Genomic DNA, 16836 nt, shown 5'->3' with positions numbered 1-16836 from the left:
TGCCGCACCTTTTTGTAATAGATCCTGAAATAAATTCAGTATGACTATTATTTTTCTGGATTCCCGTTTTCACGGGAATGACATACAACGAATACACTCATAAAAATTAATCCATGATTCTCAGTTTTTTTATAGCTTGTCTTAATAGTTGTATTATAATACTTGCAAAGTTAAATTAGATAAATAGAATCTATAAAAAATATAGGAGAGGAAAAAATATATGCTTAATATAAATTTTACTAAAGAAGAGTCGTTACACAATCAGGGAATAGTAGTTTTTATTAGTGATCAATTAAAGCTTGATAGTAATTTAATAGCACTTGATCAGCAACATCACGGTTTAATTTCTAAAACCATGCAGAATAAACTAAAATTTACCGGCAAATTCGGACAGGTGAAACTCATTACTTCCGTTATTAAAACCGGTGAAATTAAATATTTAATTCTAGTCGGTTTAGGAGCGGAAGAAAAATTAAAAGAATCACAAATTGAAGAATTAGGCGGTAAAATTTTATCGCAAAGCACTTGTGCAAAGATTAGCAGTATCGGGCTGAAATTAACCGGTAGGATCGGCAATTTTGCACCGCATATTTTTACTGCTCTAATAGCTAGCGGTGCTCTTCTTGCATCTTACCGATTTGATAAATATAGAACTACTTTAAAAGAAGAAGAGAAATTTGCCGTTGAGTCTTTGGAAATCGTTACTGATAACCAGCCTGAAGCAGAAAAATTATTTGAAGAGAAAAATTTAATCGCTAAAGCGGTATTTTTTACCAGAGACATTAGCAATGAGCCGGCAAATATCAAAAGCCCACAAGTTTATGCCGATAGAGCAGCAAAATACCTTGAAGAATTAGGAGTAGACGTTGCTATTATCGGCGAGCGAGAAATGAAAAATCTCGGTATGGGGGCGTTGCTCGGTGTCGGTCAAGGTTCACAAAACGAATCTAAATTAGTAGTTATGGAATATTACGGCAGCGATGAAGATACTGCTCCGATTGCTTTTGTCGGGAAGGGAGTTACATTTGATACGGGCGGAATTTCTATTAAGCCTGCCGGAAATATGGACTTGATGAAATATGATATGGCGGGATCGGCTGCCGTAGTCGGTGCTATTGCGGCACTTGCTGCTCGTAAAGCTAAAGTTAACGTAATCGGTGTAATCGGACTCGTTGAAAATATGCCTTCAGGTAATGCACAAAGACCCGGCGATGTTGTGACTACTATGTCCGGTAAGACTGCCGAGGTGCTAAACACCGATGCGGAAGGGCGGTTGGTTCTTGCCGATGCTATTTGGTATGCTCAAGAAAAATTTAAACCTGAATGCGTGATAAATCTTGCCACGCTTACCGGTGCTATCGTAGTAGCTTTGGGGCATACATATGGCGGGTGTTTTTCAAATAACGATGAGTTAGCAGAAAAATTAATTAAGAGCGGTGACAAAGTTAACGAAAAATTATGGCGGATGCCGCTACATAACGATTATGATGAAATGATTAATTCCGATATTGCCGATGTTGCAAATATCAGTAACGTTCCGGGAGCAGCCAGTAGTTCAACGGCAGCACATTTTATCAAACGTTTCGTAAAAGATGAAACGGCTTGGGCACATTTAGATATTGCCGGCGTTGCTGATCGTAAAAAAGCTTCTTCTCTTGGTCCTAAAGGTGCTGTAGGGTACGGCGTAAGGCTGCTTGAGCAATTTGTTAAGGACTATTATGAGCAAAGGTAATCCTCCTTATATATTTGTAGTCGGCAATGAAAAAGGCGGGGCAGGGAAAACTACCTGCTCCATGCATTTAGTAGTCGCTTTGCTTTATCAAGGATATAAGGTTGCAAGTATTGATATCGATTCACGCCAGGCCTCTTTAACAAATTACCTGAAAAATAGGGAGTTATATAATAAGCAAAATCCTGATAAACAAGTGGTAAGTCCTTGGCATTTTCATTTGTCTGAAACTCTTAAAGAAAATAAAGGCGACGAGGAAGAAGAGCAGAAAATATTATTTGAAAAAGCTCTAGTTGAAGCGAGTAGTGCTGATTATATAGTAATCGATACGCCCGGGAGTCATACATTTTTATCAAGGCTTGCTCATTCTTATGCCGATACAATCATTACGCCGATTAACGATAGTTTCCTTGATTTAGACGTAATAGCTAAAATTGATGATAAAGACAACATTATCAGCCCGTCAATTTATAGTCAAATGATTTGGGAGCAGAAAATGCAGCGTGCTGGTCGTGACGGCGGTAGTATTGAATGGGTTATTTTGCGTAATCGTTTAAGCAACCTTGATGCAGTAAATAAACGCCGAGTCGGTAACGTTTTAAATAAGCTTGCTAAAAGAATTAGCTTTAAATTAGCCGACGGTTTTAGCGAACGGGTAATATTTAGGGAATTATTTTTGCAAGGTTTAACTTTACTTGATTTAAAAAATGCTAACTATGATAAAGCGTTTAGTACGTCGCATGTTTTAGGGCGTCAGGAATTACGAAATTTTTTAAGTTTTCTAGGTATAAAGCCCAGTTTTTAATTGCACAATAGTAGGGTTTTATATATATCTAGAATATATTATTGCTCAAGACATGTCATCTCGTGGCTTGATCGGTGTTGTACGAACGTTAAAGAAAAGTGCCGTGTGTCATTCCCGCGAAAGCGGGAATCCAGAGAATATTTAAGCGAATTATATAGTAAATTTTTATATAATTTTACTTATTTTAGGTGTTTTTTCTGGATTCCCGCTTTTAGCTAGAATGACATACTGCTACTTTTGTCGATCCATGCAACAATGCCATGCGGGAATGACATATAACACTTTTTTCGAGCTACGCAACAACGCCCCTGTGCAGGAATGACATAAATTAGCTCATCATCAAATAAAACCAAAACAAAAAATGCATAAATATAGAACTCATAATTGTAATGAATTACAAATTACTCATGTCGGAGAGGAAGTTAAATTATCCGGCTGGATACATCGAAGAAGAGACCACGGTAATCTAGTTTTTATAGATTTACGAGATCATTTCGGCGTAACGCAATTAGTATTTACCGATCAAAATCCGGAGCTAATGGATGAGGCAAGTCGTTTGCGTTATGAGTCGGTAATTACTATTACCGGTAAAGTCGTAGCAAGGTCCGAGGATACTATCAACGATACGCTTACGACCGGACAAATTGAGATATTAGTTAAAGAATTTATTATTGAATCCGCTGCCGAAACTTTACCTTTTGTGATTAATATTGATAAAGAAGCACCGGAAGAAACTAGGCTTAAATATCGGTTTCTTGATTTAAGACGAGAAAAACTACATAATAATATTATTCTTAGATCGCAAATTATTTCGCATATACGTTATTTAATGACGCAAAGAGGATTTACGGAATTTCAAACACCGATTTTAACGGCAAGCTCGCCCGAAGGAGCTAGGGATTTTTTAGTACCGAGTAGGTTACATCCCGGTAAATTCTATGCACTACCTCAAGCACCTCAGCAATTTAAACAGTTATTAATGGTTTCGGGGTTTGACCGTTATTTTCAGATTGCACCGTGTTTTCGTGATGAAGACGCAAGGGCCGATAGATCGCCGGGCGAATTTTATCAGTTAGATATTGAAATGTCATTCGTCACGCAGGAAGACGTGTTTTACACAGTCGAGCCTGTTATGCATGAATTATTTACTAAATTTTCCGATAAGAAAATATCCTCATTGCCTTTTATCCGCATTCCCTACCATGAAGCGATGTTAAAATACGGCTCGGATAAACCTGATTTGCGTAATCCTATTATTATTGCCGACGTAACCGAAATATTTAAAGATTCTAATTTTACTATTTTTAAAGAGAATATTAAAAAAGGTTCGATCGTTCGAGCCATACCGGCACCCAAAGCTGCAAGTTTGCCTCGTAGCTTTTTCGATAAAATGATTGATTTTGCTATATCTGAAGGTGCGGGCGGTCTTGGCTATATTCAATTTAGCGATAGCGGTGAAGCCAAAGGACCGGTAGCAAAATTTTTAACGAAAGAGCAACTAGAAACTCTAAAAGCTACTGCTAATATTGAGAATGGTGATGCGGTATTTTTCTCAAGCGATAAAAAAGATAAAGCAGCAAAATTAGCCGGAAAAGTTAGGATAAAACTTGCAGAGGAGTTAGATTTACTGAAAAAAGATTGTTTTGAATTTTGTTGGATTACCGATTTCCCGTTTTATGAATTAAATGAAGAAACCGGTAAAGTGGATTTTAGTCATAATCCGTTTTCTATGCCGCAAGGTGGTTTAGAAGCCTTAGAAAATGCTAAAACTACCCAAGAATTGTTGGCAATTACCGCCTATCAGTATGATATTGTTTGTAACGGCATAGAACTTTCTAGCGGTGCAATTAGGAATCACAAACCGGATATAATGTATAAAGCTTTTGCTATTGCCGGCTATAGTGAAGAGGAAGTAGATAAAAGATTCGGCGGTATGATTAGAGCGTTTAAATTCGGTGCACCGCCGCACGGCGGAATAGCACCGGGCATCGACCGGATTGTTATGTTACTAGCCGATGCAGCTAATATTAGAGAAATAATCGCCTTTCCGCTTAATCAACAAGCTGAAGATTTGCTAATGAATGCCCCGAATTATGTAGAAGAGAAGTCTTTAAAAGAACTCAATATAGCATTATCGCCTTCTGCGAAGAATAATAAATAGCTTAACGTGTCATCCTTTCGAAAGAGGAGCGTTGTTGCGTGGCTCGAAAAAAGTGCTGTATGTCATTCCCGCGAAGGCGAGAATCCAGAAAAAACACTTAAAATAAGCAAAATTATATAAAAATTTACTATATAATTCGCTTAAATATTCTCTGGATTCTCGCCTTCGCGGGAATGACATCAAAAATTCGAGCCATGTAACAATACTTTCAGTCGCTCGCAATGACGTTTGGGGTATCCACGCAACAATGCCTCACCTTCGCAATAATGACATCAAAAATAGGAAAATTTAATAATATGCCGAGACCTAATTTTTCTGAACCTCATAATAAACTACAAGAAATTATTAGAGTTAATCATGCCGGCGAATACGGTGCAAAAAGAATTTACCAAGGGCAATTAAAATATACAAAATCCTCAACGGATTACGCATTAATAACAGAAATGCTTGAGCAAGAAGAAATACACTTAAATTATTTTATCGATGAATTACTAAAACGACAAATCAGACCGACAATTTTAATATTTTTCTGGCATCAATTCGGTTATTTGCTAGGAGCGGCATCGGCTATATTAGGTCCTAAAACTGCTATGCTGATAACTCAAGCGGTAGAAGAAGTAATAGAAGATCACTATCAAAAACAGATAGATTATTTAAAGGATAAAGATACGGAATTATTAGACAATATAACACAGTTTCAAGCTGACGAAATTGCCCACAAAAACACTGCTATAATAAATGATAGCGAAAAAGCTTTCCTTGCACCGATAATTAGCAAAATAGTTAAGCTAATTTGCCATATTTCCATTAATTTAAGTAAGAAGATTTAATAACAGAAATAAGTGGTGTTGCATGGCTCAATAAAAGCAGTAGTATGTCATTCCCGCGTAGGCGGGAATCCAGGCTTTTCTTTATCATGTTGAATTTATTTAAGCATTTCTTACAAAAGATCCTAAAACGAGTTCAGGATGACTATAATATTTTTCTGGATTCCCGTTTTCACGGGAATGACATCGAAATTGTTTGTATTTTGAGAGGTGAGCACTAGAGTATACAAATTTTTGAAGTTCCATCTGAGTCTATATGAGTGATTTACAAAGACAAGCATCAGACCCTGAATATTCCGTTTGGGTGGCGGCATCTGCCGGCACTGGAAAAACAAAAATCCTAACCGACCGTGTTTTGCGGTTATTAATCAAAGGTGCAGAATTTAAAAATATTCTCTGCCTTACTTTTACTAATGCCGCTGCTTTAGAGATGCAAACAAGGATTAGTAATAAACTCAGAAATTTTGCCCTTGCAGATGTAAGTAAATTAGAGGAGGAGCTTTTTTTAATAACGGGCGAAAAGCCTTTAGCTAGCGAAATAGCTAATGCTCAAACTTTATATCCTAGATTATTAAATACCGATGCCCCGCTAAATATCTATACCATTCATGCCTTTTGTCAAAGAATCCTTAAATCTTTTCCGCTTGAAGCCGGTGTTACGCCTGAGTTCCAAATTCTTGATGATTCTCTACTGCAAGACATTTTTCTGAAAATAAAAAGTGAGATTTATTTAAATCCTACACACCACTCGCTTATTAATTTTTTGCTTAGCAATTTTCATGAAACAACCATACAAGATATTTTTGATGAAATAATAACGCAAAAAATCAAATTTAAAAAACTATTTACGTTAGAGTCACGTGAAGTAAATAACGAATTATCCGCTGCTAAGCAATTATCGCATATGTACGATAATATAAAATCATTACTAGCAAAATATTCATTAAATATTAGCCCAAAAGAGTTATTTTTTACTAAAGACGGTAGCAAACGGAAAAGCATTTTTTCTAAAGAATTACAAAAACAATATCTGAAATTGTTAGTAGAGCTTGAAAATATTAGTACAGAAATTTATAGATTAGACCAATTAAGCAAAGCAGAAGAAATAACTTATTATTCAACTTTACTTATCAACCTCGCACAAATTTTTCTTAAAAAATATGAGCAATATAAGCTAGATAATAATTTTCTCGATTATGATGACCTTATTTATTATACGAAATTATTGTTGTCTAATGATAATATAGAGTGGGTGTTGCATAAGCTAGAAGGCGAAATACATCATATACTTATCGATGAAGCACAAGATACTGCACCCGATCAATGGGCAATTATCAGTGCAATCATTACCGAATTTAATACTTCCGCTAAGTCTAATAGCAGTATTTTTGTAGTTGGAGACGAAAAACAATCAATTTTTAGCTTTCAGGGAGCTAACCTTACTATTTTCAATAATATTAATAATGTTTTAAAAGACAACCTGGCTAAAGCTAATAAAAAATTTAAAAATATTACGCTTGAATGGTCATATAGATCAACTGAGGAAATTTTACAGGTTGTTCACAAAGTTCTCAAACAAATAAAAATCGATAACTCTTCGTTATTTATTTCCGATAATCCGTTAATTTCATCCTTTCGTCGGGTTAACAAATCCCACAACGGCAGTGTTGAATTATGGCCATTAGTCGTTGCCGATAAAAAGGAAGAATTATTTTGGTCACTACCGGAAGAGTATAATAAATCACTATCTTCCGCCGAGCTACTAATTGAAAAAATCACTGATTTTATAAAAGATCAAATAAAAAGCAAAAGAATTTTACCCTCTACCGGTCAAGAAATAACACCAAAGGATTTTATGATTTTGGTTAGAAAAAGAGACGATTTTAGTAACGGGCTGATAAATCACCTTAAACAATCAGGGCTTAAGGTAGAAGGCAGCGACAGGGTAACGCTAAAAGAAAATTTATCGGTAATGGATTTAACTTCAATAGCAAAATTTGTTTTGTTGCCGGATGATGATTTAAATCTAGCAAGCTTACTTAAATCGCCGATAATCGGTATGAGTGAAGGGCAGTTATATGAGCTTGCCTTGAGTCGCAAGGATTGTTCTTTATGGGCAGCTTTATTTGATAATATTTTACTCTACAAAAATATATATGAAAAATTAAGTTACTTGATAGAAATCTATCAAACTTCAAATGCCGGAAATTTTTTTATTTCAGTAATTAATAATTTAAATTTAAGAGAAATTTTAAATACCGCCAACGGAGCGGATAGTGATGATGCTATAAATGAATTGCTTTCTTTAAGTGCTGATTATGCTCATAAAATTGATAATTCTTTACAAGGATTTATAGCTTGGTTTGAAAATAACGACATTAAAATTAAACGAGATATTGAGCATTCAGATAAAATAAGAATAATGACCGTTCACGGTTCTAAAGGGTTGCAATCCCCGATTGTTATATTATGCGATAATACTATAATGCCCATTAACAAAAACAAATTTATCTGGACGGAAGAGGGAGAAGTATTTTTTTCTACGCAAACTAGCAATAGCCCTGATTTTTTTAAGGATTTAAAAGAACAAGAGCAACAAAAAGATATTCAAGAATATATTAGGCTGCTTTACGTTGCTATGACCAGAGCAGAAGATCATTTAATTATCTGCGGTTACAGCAATAAAGCCAAAATACCGGAAAATTGTTGGTATCAACTTGTAGCAAAATCAATTATTGTTGTGTAGCTCGAATTTTTGATGTCATTCCCGCGCAGGCGGGAATCCAGAAAAAACACTTAAAATAAGCAAAATTATATAAAAATTTACTATATAATTCGCTTAAATATTCTCTGGATTCCCGCCTTCGCGGGAATGACATATAGCACTTTTTGCTATTTTTTCTTTAGATTGCCACGGAGATAGCTGTGCATCTCCGTGCAATGGCGAAGTGGGATTGATTTGCTGTTTATGCCATAATTCGGCATAGCGACCTTTTTGTTGTAATAAAGTTTGATGGGTGCCACGTTCTAATATGTAGCCGTTATCTATAACAATAATCTCATCGGCATCGATAATTGTCGATAATCTATGAGCAATGATTAAAGTGGTATGTTGGCTGGAGATTTCCTTAAGGCTAGCTTGAATTAACTTTTCGGTTTTGGTGTCAAGTGAGGAAGTAGCCTCATCAAAAATATATATTGACGGATTTTTAAGGATAGTTCTAGCAATGGCAATGCGTTGTTTCTCTCCGCCGGAAAGTTTAAGCCCACGCTCGCCTACCATTGCATTATATCCTTCAGGCAGCGAGGTAATAAACTCATGAATATGTGCATTGGCGGAAGCCTTTAAAACCTCATCATCGGAAGCTGCACTATTCCCGTAAGCAATATTATAATAAATAGTGTCGTTAAATAAAACGGTATCTTGCGGTACGATGCCAATAGCTTTGCGTAACGACTCTTGCGTTACCTCTCTTATATCTTGTCCGTCAATAGTAATTTTCCCGCCCGTTACATCGTAAAATCTAAAAAGCAACCTTGAGATTGTTGACTTACCTGCTCCGCTGCTACCTACAATAGCTAAAGTCTTACCGCTTTCGATAGTAAAATTTATATTATGCAAAATAGGTCGCTCAGGGTTATAAACAAAGCTGACATTTTCAAAAGCTACTACTCCTTTCGGTATCTGTAATATCGTACTAGTAGGAGAATCCTGTATTTCAGCCGGCACATCTAATAACTCAAACATATCTTCCATACTAATTATAGCATTCTTAATTTCTCGATAGGCAAAACCAAGCATCGACAACGGAATAGATAATTGAAAAAGATAAGAATTAACCATAATTAAATCGCCGACCGTCATTTTATCCTGCTCAATGGCGATAGCGGAAAGTATCATAAGGCTAACTAGACCAAGCGATATAATGACATCTTGACCGACATTTAAAATAGACAGGCTAGTAGTAGTTTTTACAGCGGATTTTTCATATGTTACTAACGCTTCATCAAATTTTTTAGCTTCATATTCTTCATTACCAAAATATTTAACCGTTTCAAAATTTAATAAGCTGTCAATAGCTCTATTATTAGCGACGTTATCGCTTTGGTTCATTTGCCTTGCAAAGGAAATACGCCACTGACTAATTGCGAAAGTATAAATAGTATAAACTAGCATAGTAGCTAAAATAGTTGCCGCAAACCAAACTCCGTAACTATACCACAGCATTGTGCAAACTAATATCACTTCTACACTTGTCGGAATGATGTTAAATAACGAATAGCGTAGTACCGACTCAATCCCTTTAGTCCCTCTCTCTATCGATCTACTAAGCCCACCGGTTTTACGATCCAGATGAAAGCTCATACTAAGGCTATGCATATGCTTAAACACATTCAGAGCAATTAAACGTGTGGCTTGGTGTCCTACTTTCGCAAAAATAAAGTTACGTAACTCACTGAATATTTGTGCAAATATTTTAGTAGCACCGTAAGCAATAACCATGCCGATAATTACCGAAAGAACTATCTTATTATTTAATCCGTCTATTACATATTTATAGACAATCGGCACTAATACATTAATTATTTTGGCTATTAATAGACAAATAAGTGAGACGACAACACGCAACCGAATTTTAAAGTCATTCGGCCATAGATAAGGTAGAAGAGAAGAAAAGGCATTCTTTTTTAAAGATTTTTCAGTCATTATTTAGTTTGTTGTTGTTATTATTGTGTGAAAGCAATGTTGAGTGGATCGAGATTTTGCAAAGCGTTCGGTGTCATGCCGTGACTTGATCACGGCATCCAGTTTTATAACGTCATAAAAAGGCTCTAAAATAAGTCTAATATGGCTTTATTTTTCTGGATGCCGTGATCAAGTCACGGCATGACACAGCCTTTTCTTTAACGTTTGTACACTAGAGGGCTTGACCACGGTATCCAGTCTTTTTATTAAGGTTTTTTCTGGATTCCTGCTTTCGCAGGAATGACATATAGCACTTTTTTAGAGCCATGCAGCAATGCCATCTACCTTGCAACAAAAACTTAACTCCCAAGTGCCACCGGCGGAATTTTTTTCGGCTGACCTTCTAATAACTTATCTAGCCTTCCCTCTTTTTCAAGAGCAAACAAATCATCACATCCGCCGATATGCATATTATCAATAAATATTTGCGGTACTGTTTTTTTGCCGCCGGCTTTTTTTATCAATTTTTCCTTCTGTTCTTCAGTAAAATCCTCAACAGCTATCTCCTGATAAGCAACATTTTTACTATCAAGTAAAGCTTTTGATTTAATACAATAAGGACAATGAGCAAGTGTATAGATAATAATAGTGTGTAATATAGTTTTATTCATATTAATATGTTTTTTTATTTAGTTTTAGGCTATTTTATTATCTAGCACCGTAATTTTTAAAGCAAGTAAATAGATGAATAATTTTTCCATTGTCTCGGAATTTAAGCCCGCCGGTGATCAGCCGAAAGCGATAGATGCAATTGTCAAAGGACTAGCAGCTAAGGAACGCTCTCAGATGCTACTCGGTATTACCGGCTCCGGCAAAACTTTTACTATGGCAAATATTATAGCCAGAACCGGTAGACCGACGCTTATTATGGCACATAATAAAACCCTTGCCGCACAAATTTATTCAGAAATGAAATCGATTTTTCCACAAAACGCCGTCGAATATTTTGTTTCATATTACGATTATTATCAACCTGAAGCCTATATAGCACGGACGGATACTTTCATTGAAAAAGATTCATCTATTAATGAACAGATAGATTTACTCCGTCACTCCGCCACTAGGTCATTGCTTGAGCGTCGTGACGTAATAGTTGTTGCTTCTATTTCTTGTATTTACGGTCTCGGCTCGCCTGACCTTTATTATCAAATGACGATTAATTTACAGCCCGGCGAAATCTATCCACGTGATAAATTACTAAATGATCTGGTGAATTTACAATATGAGCGTAATGATATTGGTTTTGAGCGAGGAGCTTTTAGAGTAAAAGGTGATAATATTGACGTTTTCCCTTCACATTATAGCGAGAAAGCTTGGCGTTTGTCATTTTTCGGTAATGAGCTTGAACATATCCACGAATTTGATCCGCTGACCGGTGAGAAGTTGGCGAAGCTTGATAAAGCTATAATTTACGGTAATTCCCACTTTGTAATGCCGAAAGAAGCAGTACAAAAAGCTATCGTGCAAATTGAAGATGAATTACAGCAACGCTTAGCGTTTTTGAAATCGCAAGATAGGTTATTAGAATTCCAAAGACTTAACCAACGCACACAATATGATTTAGAAATGTTAACTGAAACCGGTAGCTGCAAAGGTGTTGAAAATTATTCTCGTCTCTTTACCGGCAGAAAACCGGGCGAGCCGCCGCCGACTTTATTTGAGTATCTTCCTAAAGATGCCTTATTATTCGTTGATGAAAGTCATGTATCAGTACCACAAATTAGGGCGATGTATAACGGCGATAGAGCTCGAAAAGAAGTATTAGTCGAACATGGCTTTCGCCTCCCTTCTGCTCTTGATAACCGCCCTTTAAAGTTTGAAGAATGGGAAGCTTTTAGACCGCAAACTATTTTTGTATCGGCGACGCCGTCATCTTTTGAACTTGAACAATCGGGCAACAATTTAATAGAGCAGATAATTAGACCTACGGGACTGCTCGATCCTGAATGCATAGTAAAACCTGCTACCAATCAAGTAGAAGATTTAGTTGGCGAGATTCAAGCAACGCTGCAAAAAGGGTTTCGTGTTTTAGTAACTACTCTTACTAAAAAAATGGCAGAAGATTTAACCGCTTATTTGCAAGAATTAAATTATAAAACATCTTATTTGCATTCTAATGTTCATACACTTGAGCGTATTGAAATCTTAAGAGATTTGCGGCAAGGTACAATAGATATATTAGTCGGGATAAATTTACTGCGTGAGGGTCTTGACATTCCTGAATGCGGGTTAGTGGCAATTTTGGACGCCGATAAAGAAGGATTTTTACGCTCGGAAGTATCGCTAATCCAAACTATCGGTAGGGCTGCCAGAAATAGCGAAGGCAGAGTAATACTTTATGCCGATAAAATGACTAAATCAATCGATAAAGCTCTTAGTGAAACTTTGCGTAGAAGGGATATTCAGGAAGAGTATAACAAGAAAAATAATATAATACCGAAAACTATTAACCGCACTATCCATGCTTTAATGGAACTTGAAAAAGTAGATAGTAAACTTCAAGATAAAAAACAAACTCATTTGTTATTTGATAATCCTGCCAAGCTAAAAGCTCATATTGAAAAGCTGAAAAAAGAAATGTACCTAGCTGCTAGCAACCTAGAATTTGAACGAGCGGCAAATTTGCGAGATCAACTAAAAACGCTGGAAGAGGCAGCCCTTGAATTGAGTTAACTCATATAGCGTCATTGCGACATTGTTGAGCGGCTCGAAAAACCCCGGGCGAAGCCACGAAGAGCTTTGCTGCATGGCTCGAATTTTTGATGTCATTCCCGCGAAGGCGGGAATCCAGGCTTTTTTTGTCATGCTGAACTTGTTTCAGCATCCCTTGAAAAATATCCTGAAATAAATTCAGGATGACTTAAAAATATTTTTTTCTGGATTCCCGCCTTTAGCTAGAATGACAGCTCAAGTACTTTACCTATCCACACAACAACGCCGGAGGCATTGTTGCGGGAACGGTATCACAACGGGCATTCTGTAAATTAACCTGGTATACAAATTTGTTGGTACAAGTCAAAACCGGCTGGTCTTAATTTAAAATCAACTTCGGCTTGCTGCAAGACTGCTAAAGTTTTTATACAATCTTGCAAACTAACTTGATTAGCGGTTTGTTTAAAGTCGTTAATATATTGATAAAAAATCGGCGGCGAGAGCGATTTTATCGCTAAATCAAGCTGTTCGCCGTTTGCTACTTTTGATAATACTATATATAAATTTAAATAATATCTAATTAATGCTCGAATCATCAGCACTTCGTTAATATTTTGTTTTTTTAATATAGTAAATTCATGCAAAAAATTATCGTAATCTTTTTTAGCAAAATAAATAGCTAAATCCGTACCGTTTGCCGTAATCTCGTCGCTAATTACAGCTTTTACGTCTTGTAAAGTAATTTCTTGTTTATCAAAAGCAAAATTTATTAATTTATCAATTTCATTACAAATTAACCCATGATCCCCTTTTAAGTGAGTTTTTAAGTAAACAAGTGCTTCTCCCCTGATAGTTTTCGCTGCTTTATTAAATTCATTTAATATTAGTTTTTCAATTTTCTGCTCGTTGTCATGGTAACAGGCAATAGCAGCCAATTGCTCTTCCGTTTCAAAAAATTTTTTAATAGTTGAACTAGCGGCAATTTCATCGCCGATAAATACCGGCAAATGAAAATAGTCGCCCGTAAGAACCGTTTTTAAACTTTTATCAATAGAGTTCGTTACCGATCTTATTTTGATTAATTCTTTTTGACCAAAAAAATTCCGTGAGTTAAGTAACGTCTCTAAAGAAGAAACATTAAGATTTGTATACTCCATAGAGGTTTGTAACATAGCGAATTTTTTGATTAACAACTTACAAATTTTATCTATATAACCTTTATCGGGACCGTAAAGTAATATAGCTTTAATTTTACCGGTTAAGATTAATTCAAATAATTGACTCGTCTGAGAAATATATAATTTCATGAAGCCCTTATATTCTTAGCAAAATATAAAATTAATCTACTACGAATTTCTTCGGCTGCTTGATGTGCTAGTTCTATTTGCGTTTCTTCTCTTTCGACATCAGCAGCATAAGGCATAAAAATTGCATTATATGAAGTAGTTTGATAAAATTTTTCAGAGATTAAAATTTTATTGGTTTTAATATCAATTAATTGATACTTAACTAATTGATTTATAGATTCTCGTAAAACATTAGAATTTTTTTCTATAGTTGCCGGCATACTTATATTGGAAAATTGGGCTCTTAATAAATATTGTGCTTTTGCCCTTTGCGGTAAAATACTAACGAGTCGGTGATAAAATTCTGCTCCGTCAACAGACTTTATCGGCTCAACATCAATAGCATTTAATTCATTATGCAAAAATTGATTATTATAATATTTTTCGTTATATACAGGTTTTAAAGTGCAAGAACTCAAAAAAAATATTAAGCCGAAAAATATTGAGCCAGAAAATATTGAGTTGGGAATGATCCGTAAATAATGCATAAGTTTCAAATTATTTATTATATATATTAATACTAGTTTCTTACGTCTACAACAATTTTCTCTATCAATATCTAAAGTTATACCTTAATGCTCTTTGCTATATAACAATATTATAAGAAATATTAATAATAATCGTTATAGATAATTAATATTTCTTGACATATAGAGATATAGCTTTATTTTGAGCACCTTAAATTAATAAAAATTTTAAATCGATAGGGAGGTGTATTAATATGTTATTTGATTCTTTACTTAATTCTCAAAGCATTAGTCGCAACAAAATTTTTAGTATTATTAACAATGCTCCTAGGATTATTAGCAAATTGAAAGAGAAAGCTTCAAGTTTATTCTTTGACAATAAAAATGAAGCACCTTGTAATAAAATAGTTGATACTGATCCTACTATGACATTACCGGATAACACGGTAACGGGAATAGCGGTTGCCGATAATAAAAAGCATTGTGGAATAATTAATTATAATAAGCCGGCTAACTTTATTTTTTCTTCTTTTGCCGGTAACACATATAAAAAGATTAAAGAAACATTTAGCCCGCATATTGCATGAGATATAGGAGACAAAATCCTCGTAAAGCTGTATAATACTGGTATTTCATTAGAATAATACAAAGGATTTTGTCATGACAAATTGTATAGCATATAGTTACCAGTTTTCCAAAGTAAAAAATCGGACAATAGAGATAAATTTCACTGGAGGTGATATTAGTAGCGATGGAGGTGTGTTGTTATTAAGAGAAGCAGATAAAAGGCTTGGTATAACAGAGGAGCTTGCTAAAATATTTCCTGATAGACGAGATGGTAGTAAAATTACCCATAATATGGCAACAATGCTGAGGCAACGAATTTATGGTATTGCATTAGGTTATGAAGATTTAAATGACCACAATTATCTACGAAAATGTCCTGCTATGCAAACAGCTATGGAAACAATTGATGATATGGCAAGTAGTTCTACCTTATGTCGTATAGAAAACAATGCTGATAGACACTTTGCAATTAAAGTGCATGAACTAATGCTTGATAAATTTATTAAGTCTCATAAAATAGTACCAAAGCAGCTAATACTTGATTTTGATGCTACGGATGATGAAATTCATGGGCAACAGGAAGGTAAGTTTTATCATGGTTATTACGGTCATAATTGCTTTTTACCTTTGTATGTTTTTTGTGGAAAGCATCTGTTAGTTAGTTATCTTAGGACGTCAAAGCAGGATCAAGCAAAACATTCTTGGGCAATATTATCATTGTTAGTAAAACGTTTTCGCCAAGCTTGGCCAGAGGTAAAGATTATTTTTCGTGGTGATAGTGGATTTTGTCGTCATCAGATGTTTGATTGGTGTGATATTCATAATATAAAATATATTGTAGGAATGCCCCAAAATAACAGACTAAATGAGTTACTGAAACCTACAATGGAGAAGTCAAAAGCAGCATTTATTATAACCCAAGAAAAGCAACGTCTTTTTAGTGAGTTTCCATATAAGGCTGGTAGTTGGAGTCATGAACGTAGAATAATTGGTAAGGCAGAAATGACAATGCTTGGAGAAAATCCAAGGTATATAGTAACTAATTTATCAGATAAACCTGAAGATTTATACGACAAAGTTTACTGTGGTCGTGGTGATATGGAAAACCGTATAAAAGAGCAACAACTAGAATTATTTGCAGATCGTACTTCTTGTCATAGATGGTGGGCTAATCAGCTCAGAATGATTTTATCGGGTCTTGCATACACTTTAGTAGAATATATCAGAGGTAATTTATTACAAGGTAGTGCATTAGCAAAAGCACAAATAGGTACAATACGTTTAAAATTATTAAAAATTGGGGTAGTAATTATCCGTAATACTAGGCGTATTAAGTTTTTGTTATCTTCATCATATCCTTACCGACAGGTATGGAATCATGTGATGAAGAAATTAGCATTAGAATAACCTAGATTAGCACTGTTCCCGGTGCTTAGAAAAAATGGGGTAAGGGGCATTACATCTAAAATTTGAAAATAACGGCTTCAAAGCACTTTTTGGCAAAATTTTTACAAAAGTATCATTGCTAATATTAT

At 35.2% G+C, this 16836-nt stretch carries 11 protein-coding genes and 1 pseudogene; 7 read left to right on the top strand and 5 right to left on the bottom strand.

Annotated features, from left to right (window positions below; genetic code table 11):
- Positions 1–220: 220 nt before the first annotated feature.
- The 5 genes from AAGD48_RS07030 to AAGD48_RS07010 all read left to right on the top strand — a co-directional run bounded on the left by AAGD48_RS07030 (position 221) and on the right by AAGD48_RS07010 (position 8268).
- A complete protein-coding gene (locus tag AAGD48_RS07030) occupies positions 221–1732 on the top strand; it encodes a leucyl aminopeptidase (protein WP_341789549.1) in 1512 nt (503 codons plus the stop codon).
- The gene (locus AAGD48_RS07025) at positions 1719–2534 is read left to right on the top strand and encodes a division plane positioning ATPase MipZ (protein WP_341789548.1); all 816 of its coding nucleotides are present in this window, start codon (positions 1719–1721) and stop codon (positions 2532–2534) included. Before AAGD48_RS07030 ends, AAGD48_RS07025 begins: the two co-directional genes overlap by 14 nt.
- Before the next feature lie 361 nt (positions 2535–2895).
- Positions 2896–4695 carry an aspartate--tRNA ligase gene (gene aspS, locus AAGD48_RS07020; RefSeq protein ID WP_341789547.1) on the top strand — a complete coding sequence of 600 codons (1800 nt, stop codon included), beginning with the start codon at positions 2896–2898 and terminating at the stop codon, positions 4693–4695.
- 296 nt (positions 4696–4991) lie between these two features.
- Positions 4992–5525: a demethoxyubiquinone hydroxylase family protein gene (locus AAGD48_RS07015; RefSeq protein ID WP_341790762.1), complete on the top strand. Its 534-nt coding sequence runs from the start codon at positions 4992–4994 to the stop codon at positions 5523–5525.
- A gap of 253 nt (positions 5526–5778) precedes the next feature.
- Positions 5779–8268: a UvrD-helicase domain-containing protein gene (locus AAGD48_RS07010; RefSeq protein ID WP_341789546.1), complete on the top strand. Its 2490-nt coding sequence runs from the start codon at positions 5779–5781 to the stop codon at positions 8266–8268.
- 213 nt (positions 8269–8481) lie between these two features.
- Here AAGD48_RS07010 and AAGD48_RS07005 read toward each other — a convergent pair.
- Positions 8482–10230: pseudogene (locus tag AAGD48_RS07005) on the bottom strand (ABCB family ABC transporter ATP-binding protein/permease); the annotation flags it as partial.
- A gap of 338 nt (positions 10231–10568) precedes the next feature.
- Entirely contained in the window at positions 10569–10880 is a 312-nt protein-coding gene (gene grxC / locus AAGD48_RS07000; RefSeq protein ID WP_341789545.1) for a glutaredoxin 3, read from the bottom strand.
- A 73-nt stretch (positions 10881–10953) separates the two neighbouring features.
- Between grxC and uvrB the strand changes: the two genes are divergently transcribed.
- Positions 10954–12942, top strand: coding sequence for an excinuclease ABC subunit UvrB (gene uvrB, locus AAGD48_RS06995; RefSeq protein ID WP_341789544.1), 1989 nt, complete (start codon positions 10954–10956; stop codon positions 12940–12942).
- Here uvrB and AAGD48_RS06990 read toward each other — a convergent pair.
- The 3 genes from AAGD48_RS06990 to AAGD48_RS06980 all read right to left on the bottom strand — a co-directional run bounded on the left by AAGD48_RS06990 (position 12904) and on the right by AAGD48_RS06980 (position 14755).
- Complete coding sequence (locus tag AAGD48_RS06990) at positions 12904–13038, bottom strand: hypothetical protein (RefSeq protein ID WP_341789543.1); 135 nt, start codon at positions 13036–13038, stop codon at positions 12904–12906. The genes uvrB and AAGD48_RS06990 overlap by 39 nt on opposite strands.
- 215 nt (positions 13039–13253) lie before the next feature.
- Complete coding sequence (gene holA, locus AAGD48_RS06985) at positions 13254–14228, bottom strand: DNA polymerase III subunit delta (protein ID WP_341789542.1); 975 nt, start codon at positions 14226–14228, stop codon at positions 13254–13256.
- Positions 14225–14755: a hypothetical protein gene (locus AAGD48_RS06980; RefSeq protein WP_341789541.1), complete on the bottom strand. Its 531-nt coding sequence runs from the start codon at positions 14753–14755 to the stop codon at positions 14225–14227. The genes holA and AAGD48_RS06980 overlap by 4 nt, the downstream gene beginning before the upstream one ends.
- Positions 14756–15394: 639 nt before the next feature.
- Between AAGD48_RS06980 and AAGD48_RS06975 the strand changes: the two genes are divergently transcribed.
- On the top strand, positions 15395–16708 hold the full coding sequence (locus AAGD48_RS06975) for an IS1380 family transposase (protein WP_341789277.1): 1314 nt from the start codon (positions 15395–15397) through the stop codon (positions 16706–16708).
- The last annotated feature ends 128 nt before the right edge of the window (positions 16709–16836 follow it).

The organism is Rickettsia endosymbiont of Polydrusus tereticollis (genome assembly GCF_964026385.1).
Lineage (GTDB): Bacteria > Pseudomonadota > Alphaproteobacteria > Rickettsiales > Rickettsiaceae > Rickettsia.
This window is presented reverse-complemented; position numbering and strand designations above follow the sequence as displayed.

Excerpts from the sequence above, each read along its gene's own strand:
- AAGD48_RS07030 (WP_341789549.1), top strand. The coding sequence starts at position 221 with ATGCTTAATATAAATTTTACTAAAGAAGAGTCGTTACACAATCAGGGA.
- AAGD48_RS07025 (WP_341789548.1), top strand. The coding sequence starts at position 1,719 with ATGAGCAAAGGTAATCCTCCTTATATATTTGTAGTCGGCAATGAAAAA.
- aspS (WP_341789547.1), top strand. The coding sequence starts at position 2,896 with ATGCATAAATATAGAACTCATAATTGTAATGAATTACAAATTACTCAT.
- AAGD48_RS07015 (WP_341790762.1), top strand. The coding sequence starts at position 4,992 with ATGCCGAGACCTAATTTTTCTGAACCTCATAATAAACTACAAGAAATT.
- AAGD48_RS07010 (WP_341789546.1), top strand. The coding sequence starts at position 5,779 with ATGAGTGATTTACAAAGACAAGCATCAGACCCTGAATATTCCGTTTGG.
- grxC (WP_341789545.1), bottom strand. The coding sequence starts at position 10,880 with ATGAATAAAACTATATTACACACTATTATTATCTATACACTTGCTCAT.
- uvrB (WP_341789544.1), top strand. The coding sequence starts at position 10,954 with ATGAATAATTTTTCCATTGTCTCGGAATTTAAGCCCGCCGGTGATCAG.
- AAGD48_RS06990 (WP_341789543.1), bottom strand. The coding sequence starts at position 13,038 with ATGACATCAAAAATTCGAGCCATGCAGCAAAGCTCTTCGTGGCTTCGC.
- holA (WP_341789542.1), bottom strand. The coding sequence starts at position 14,228 with ATGAAATTATATATTTCTCAGACGAGTCAATTATTTGAATTAATCTTA.
- AAGD48_RS06980 (WP_341789541.1), bottom strand. The coding sequence starts at position 14,755 with ATGCATTATTTACGGATCATTCCCAACTCAATATTTTCTGGCTCAATA.
- AAGD48_RS06975 (WP_341789277.1), top strand. The coding sequence starts at position 15,395 with ATGACAAATTGTATAGCATATAGTTACCAGTTTTCCAAAGTAAAAAAT.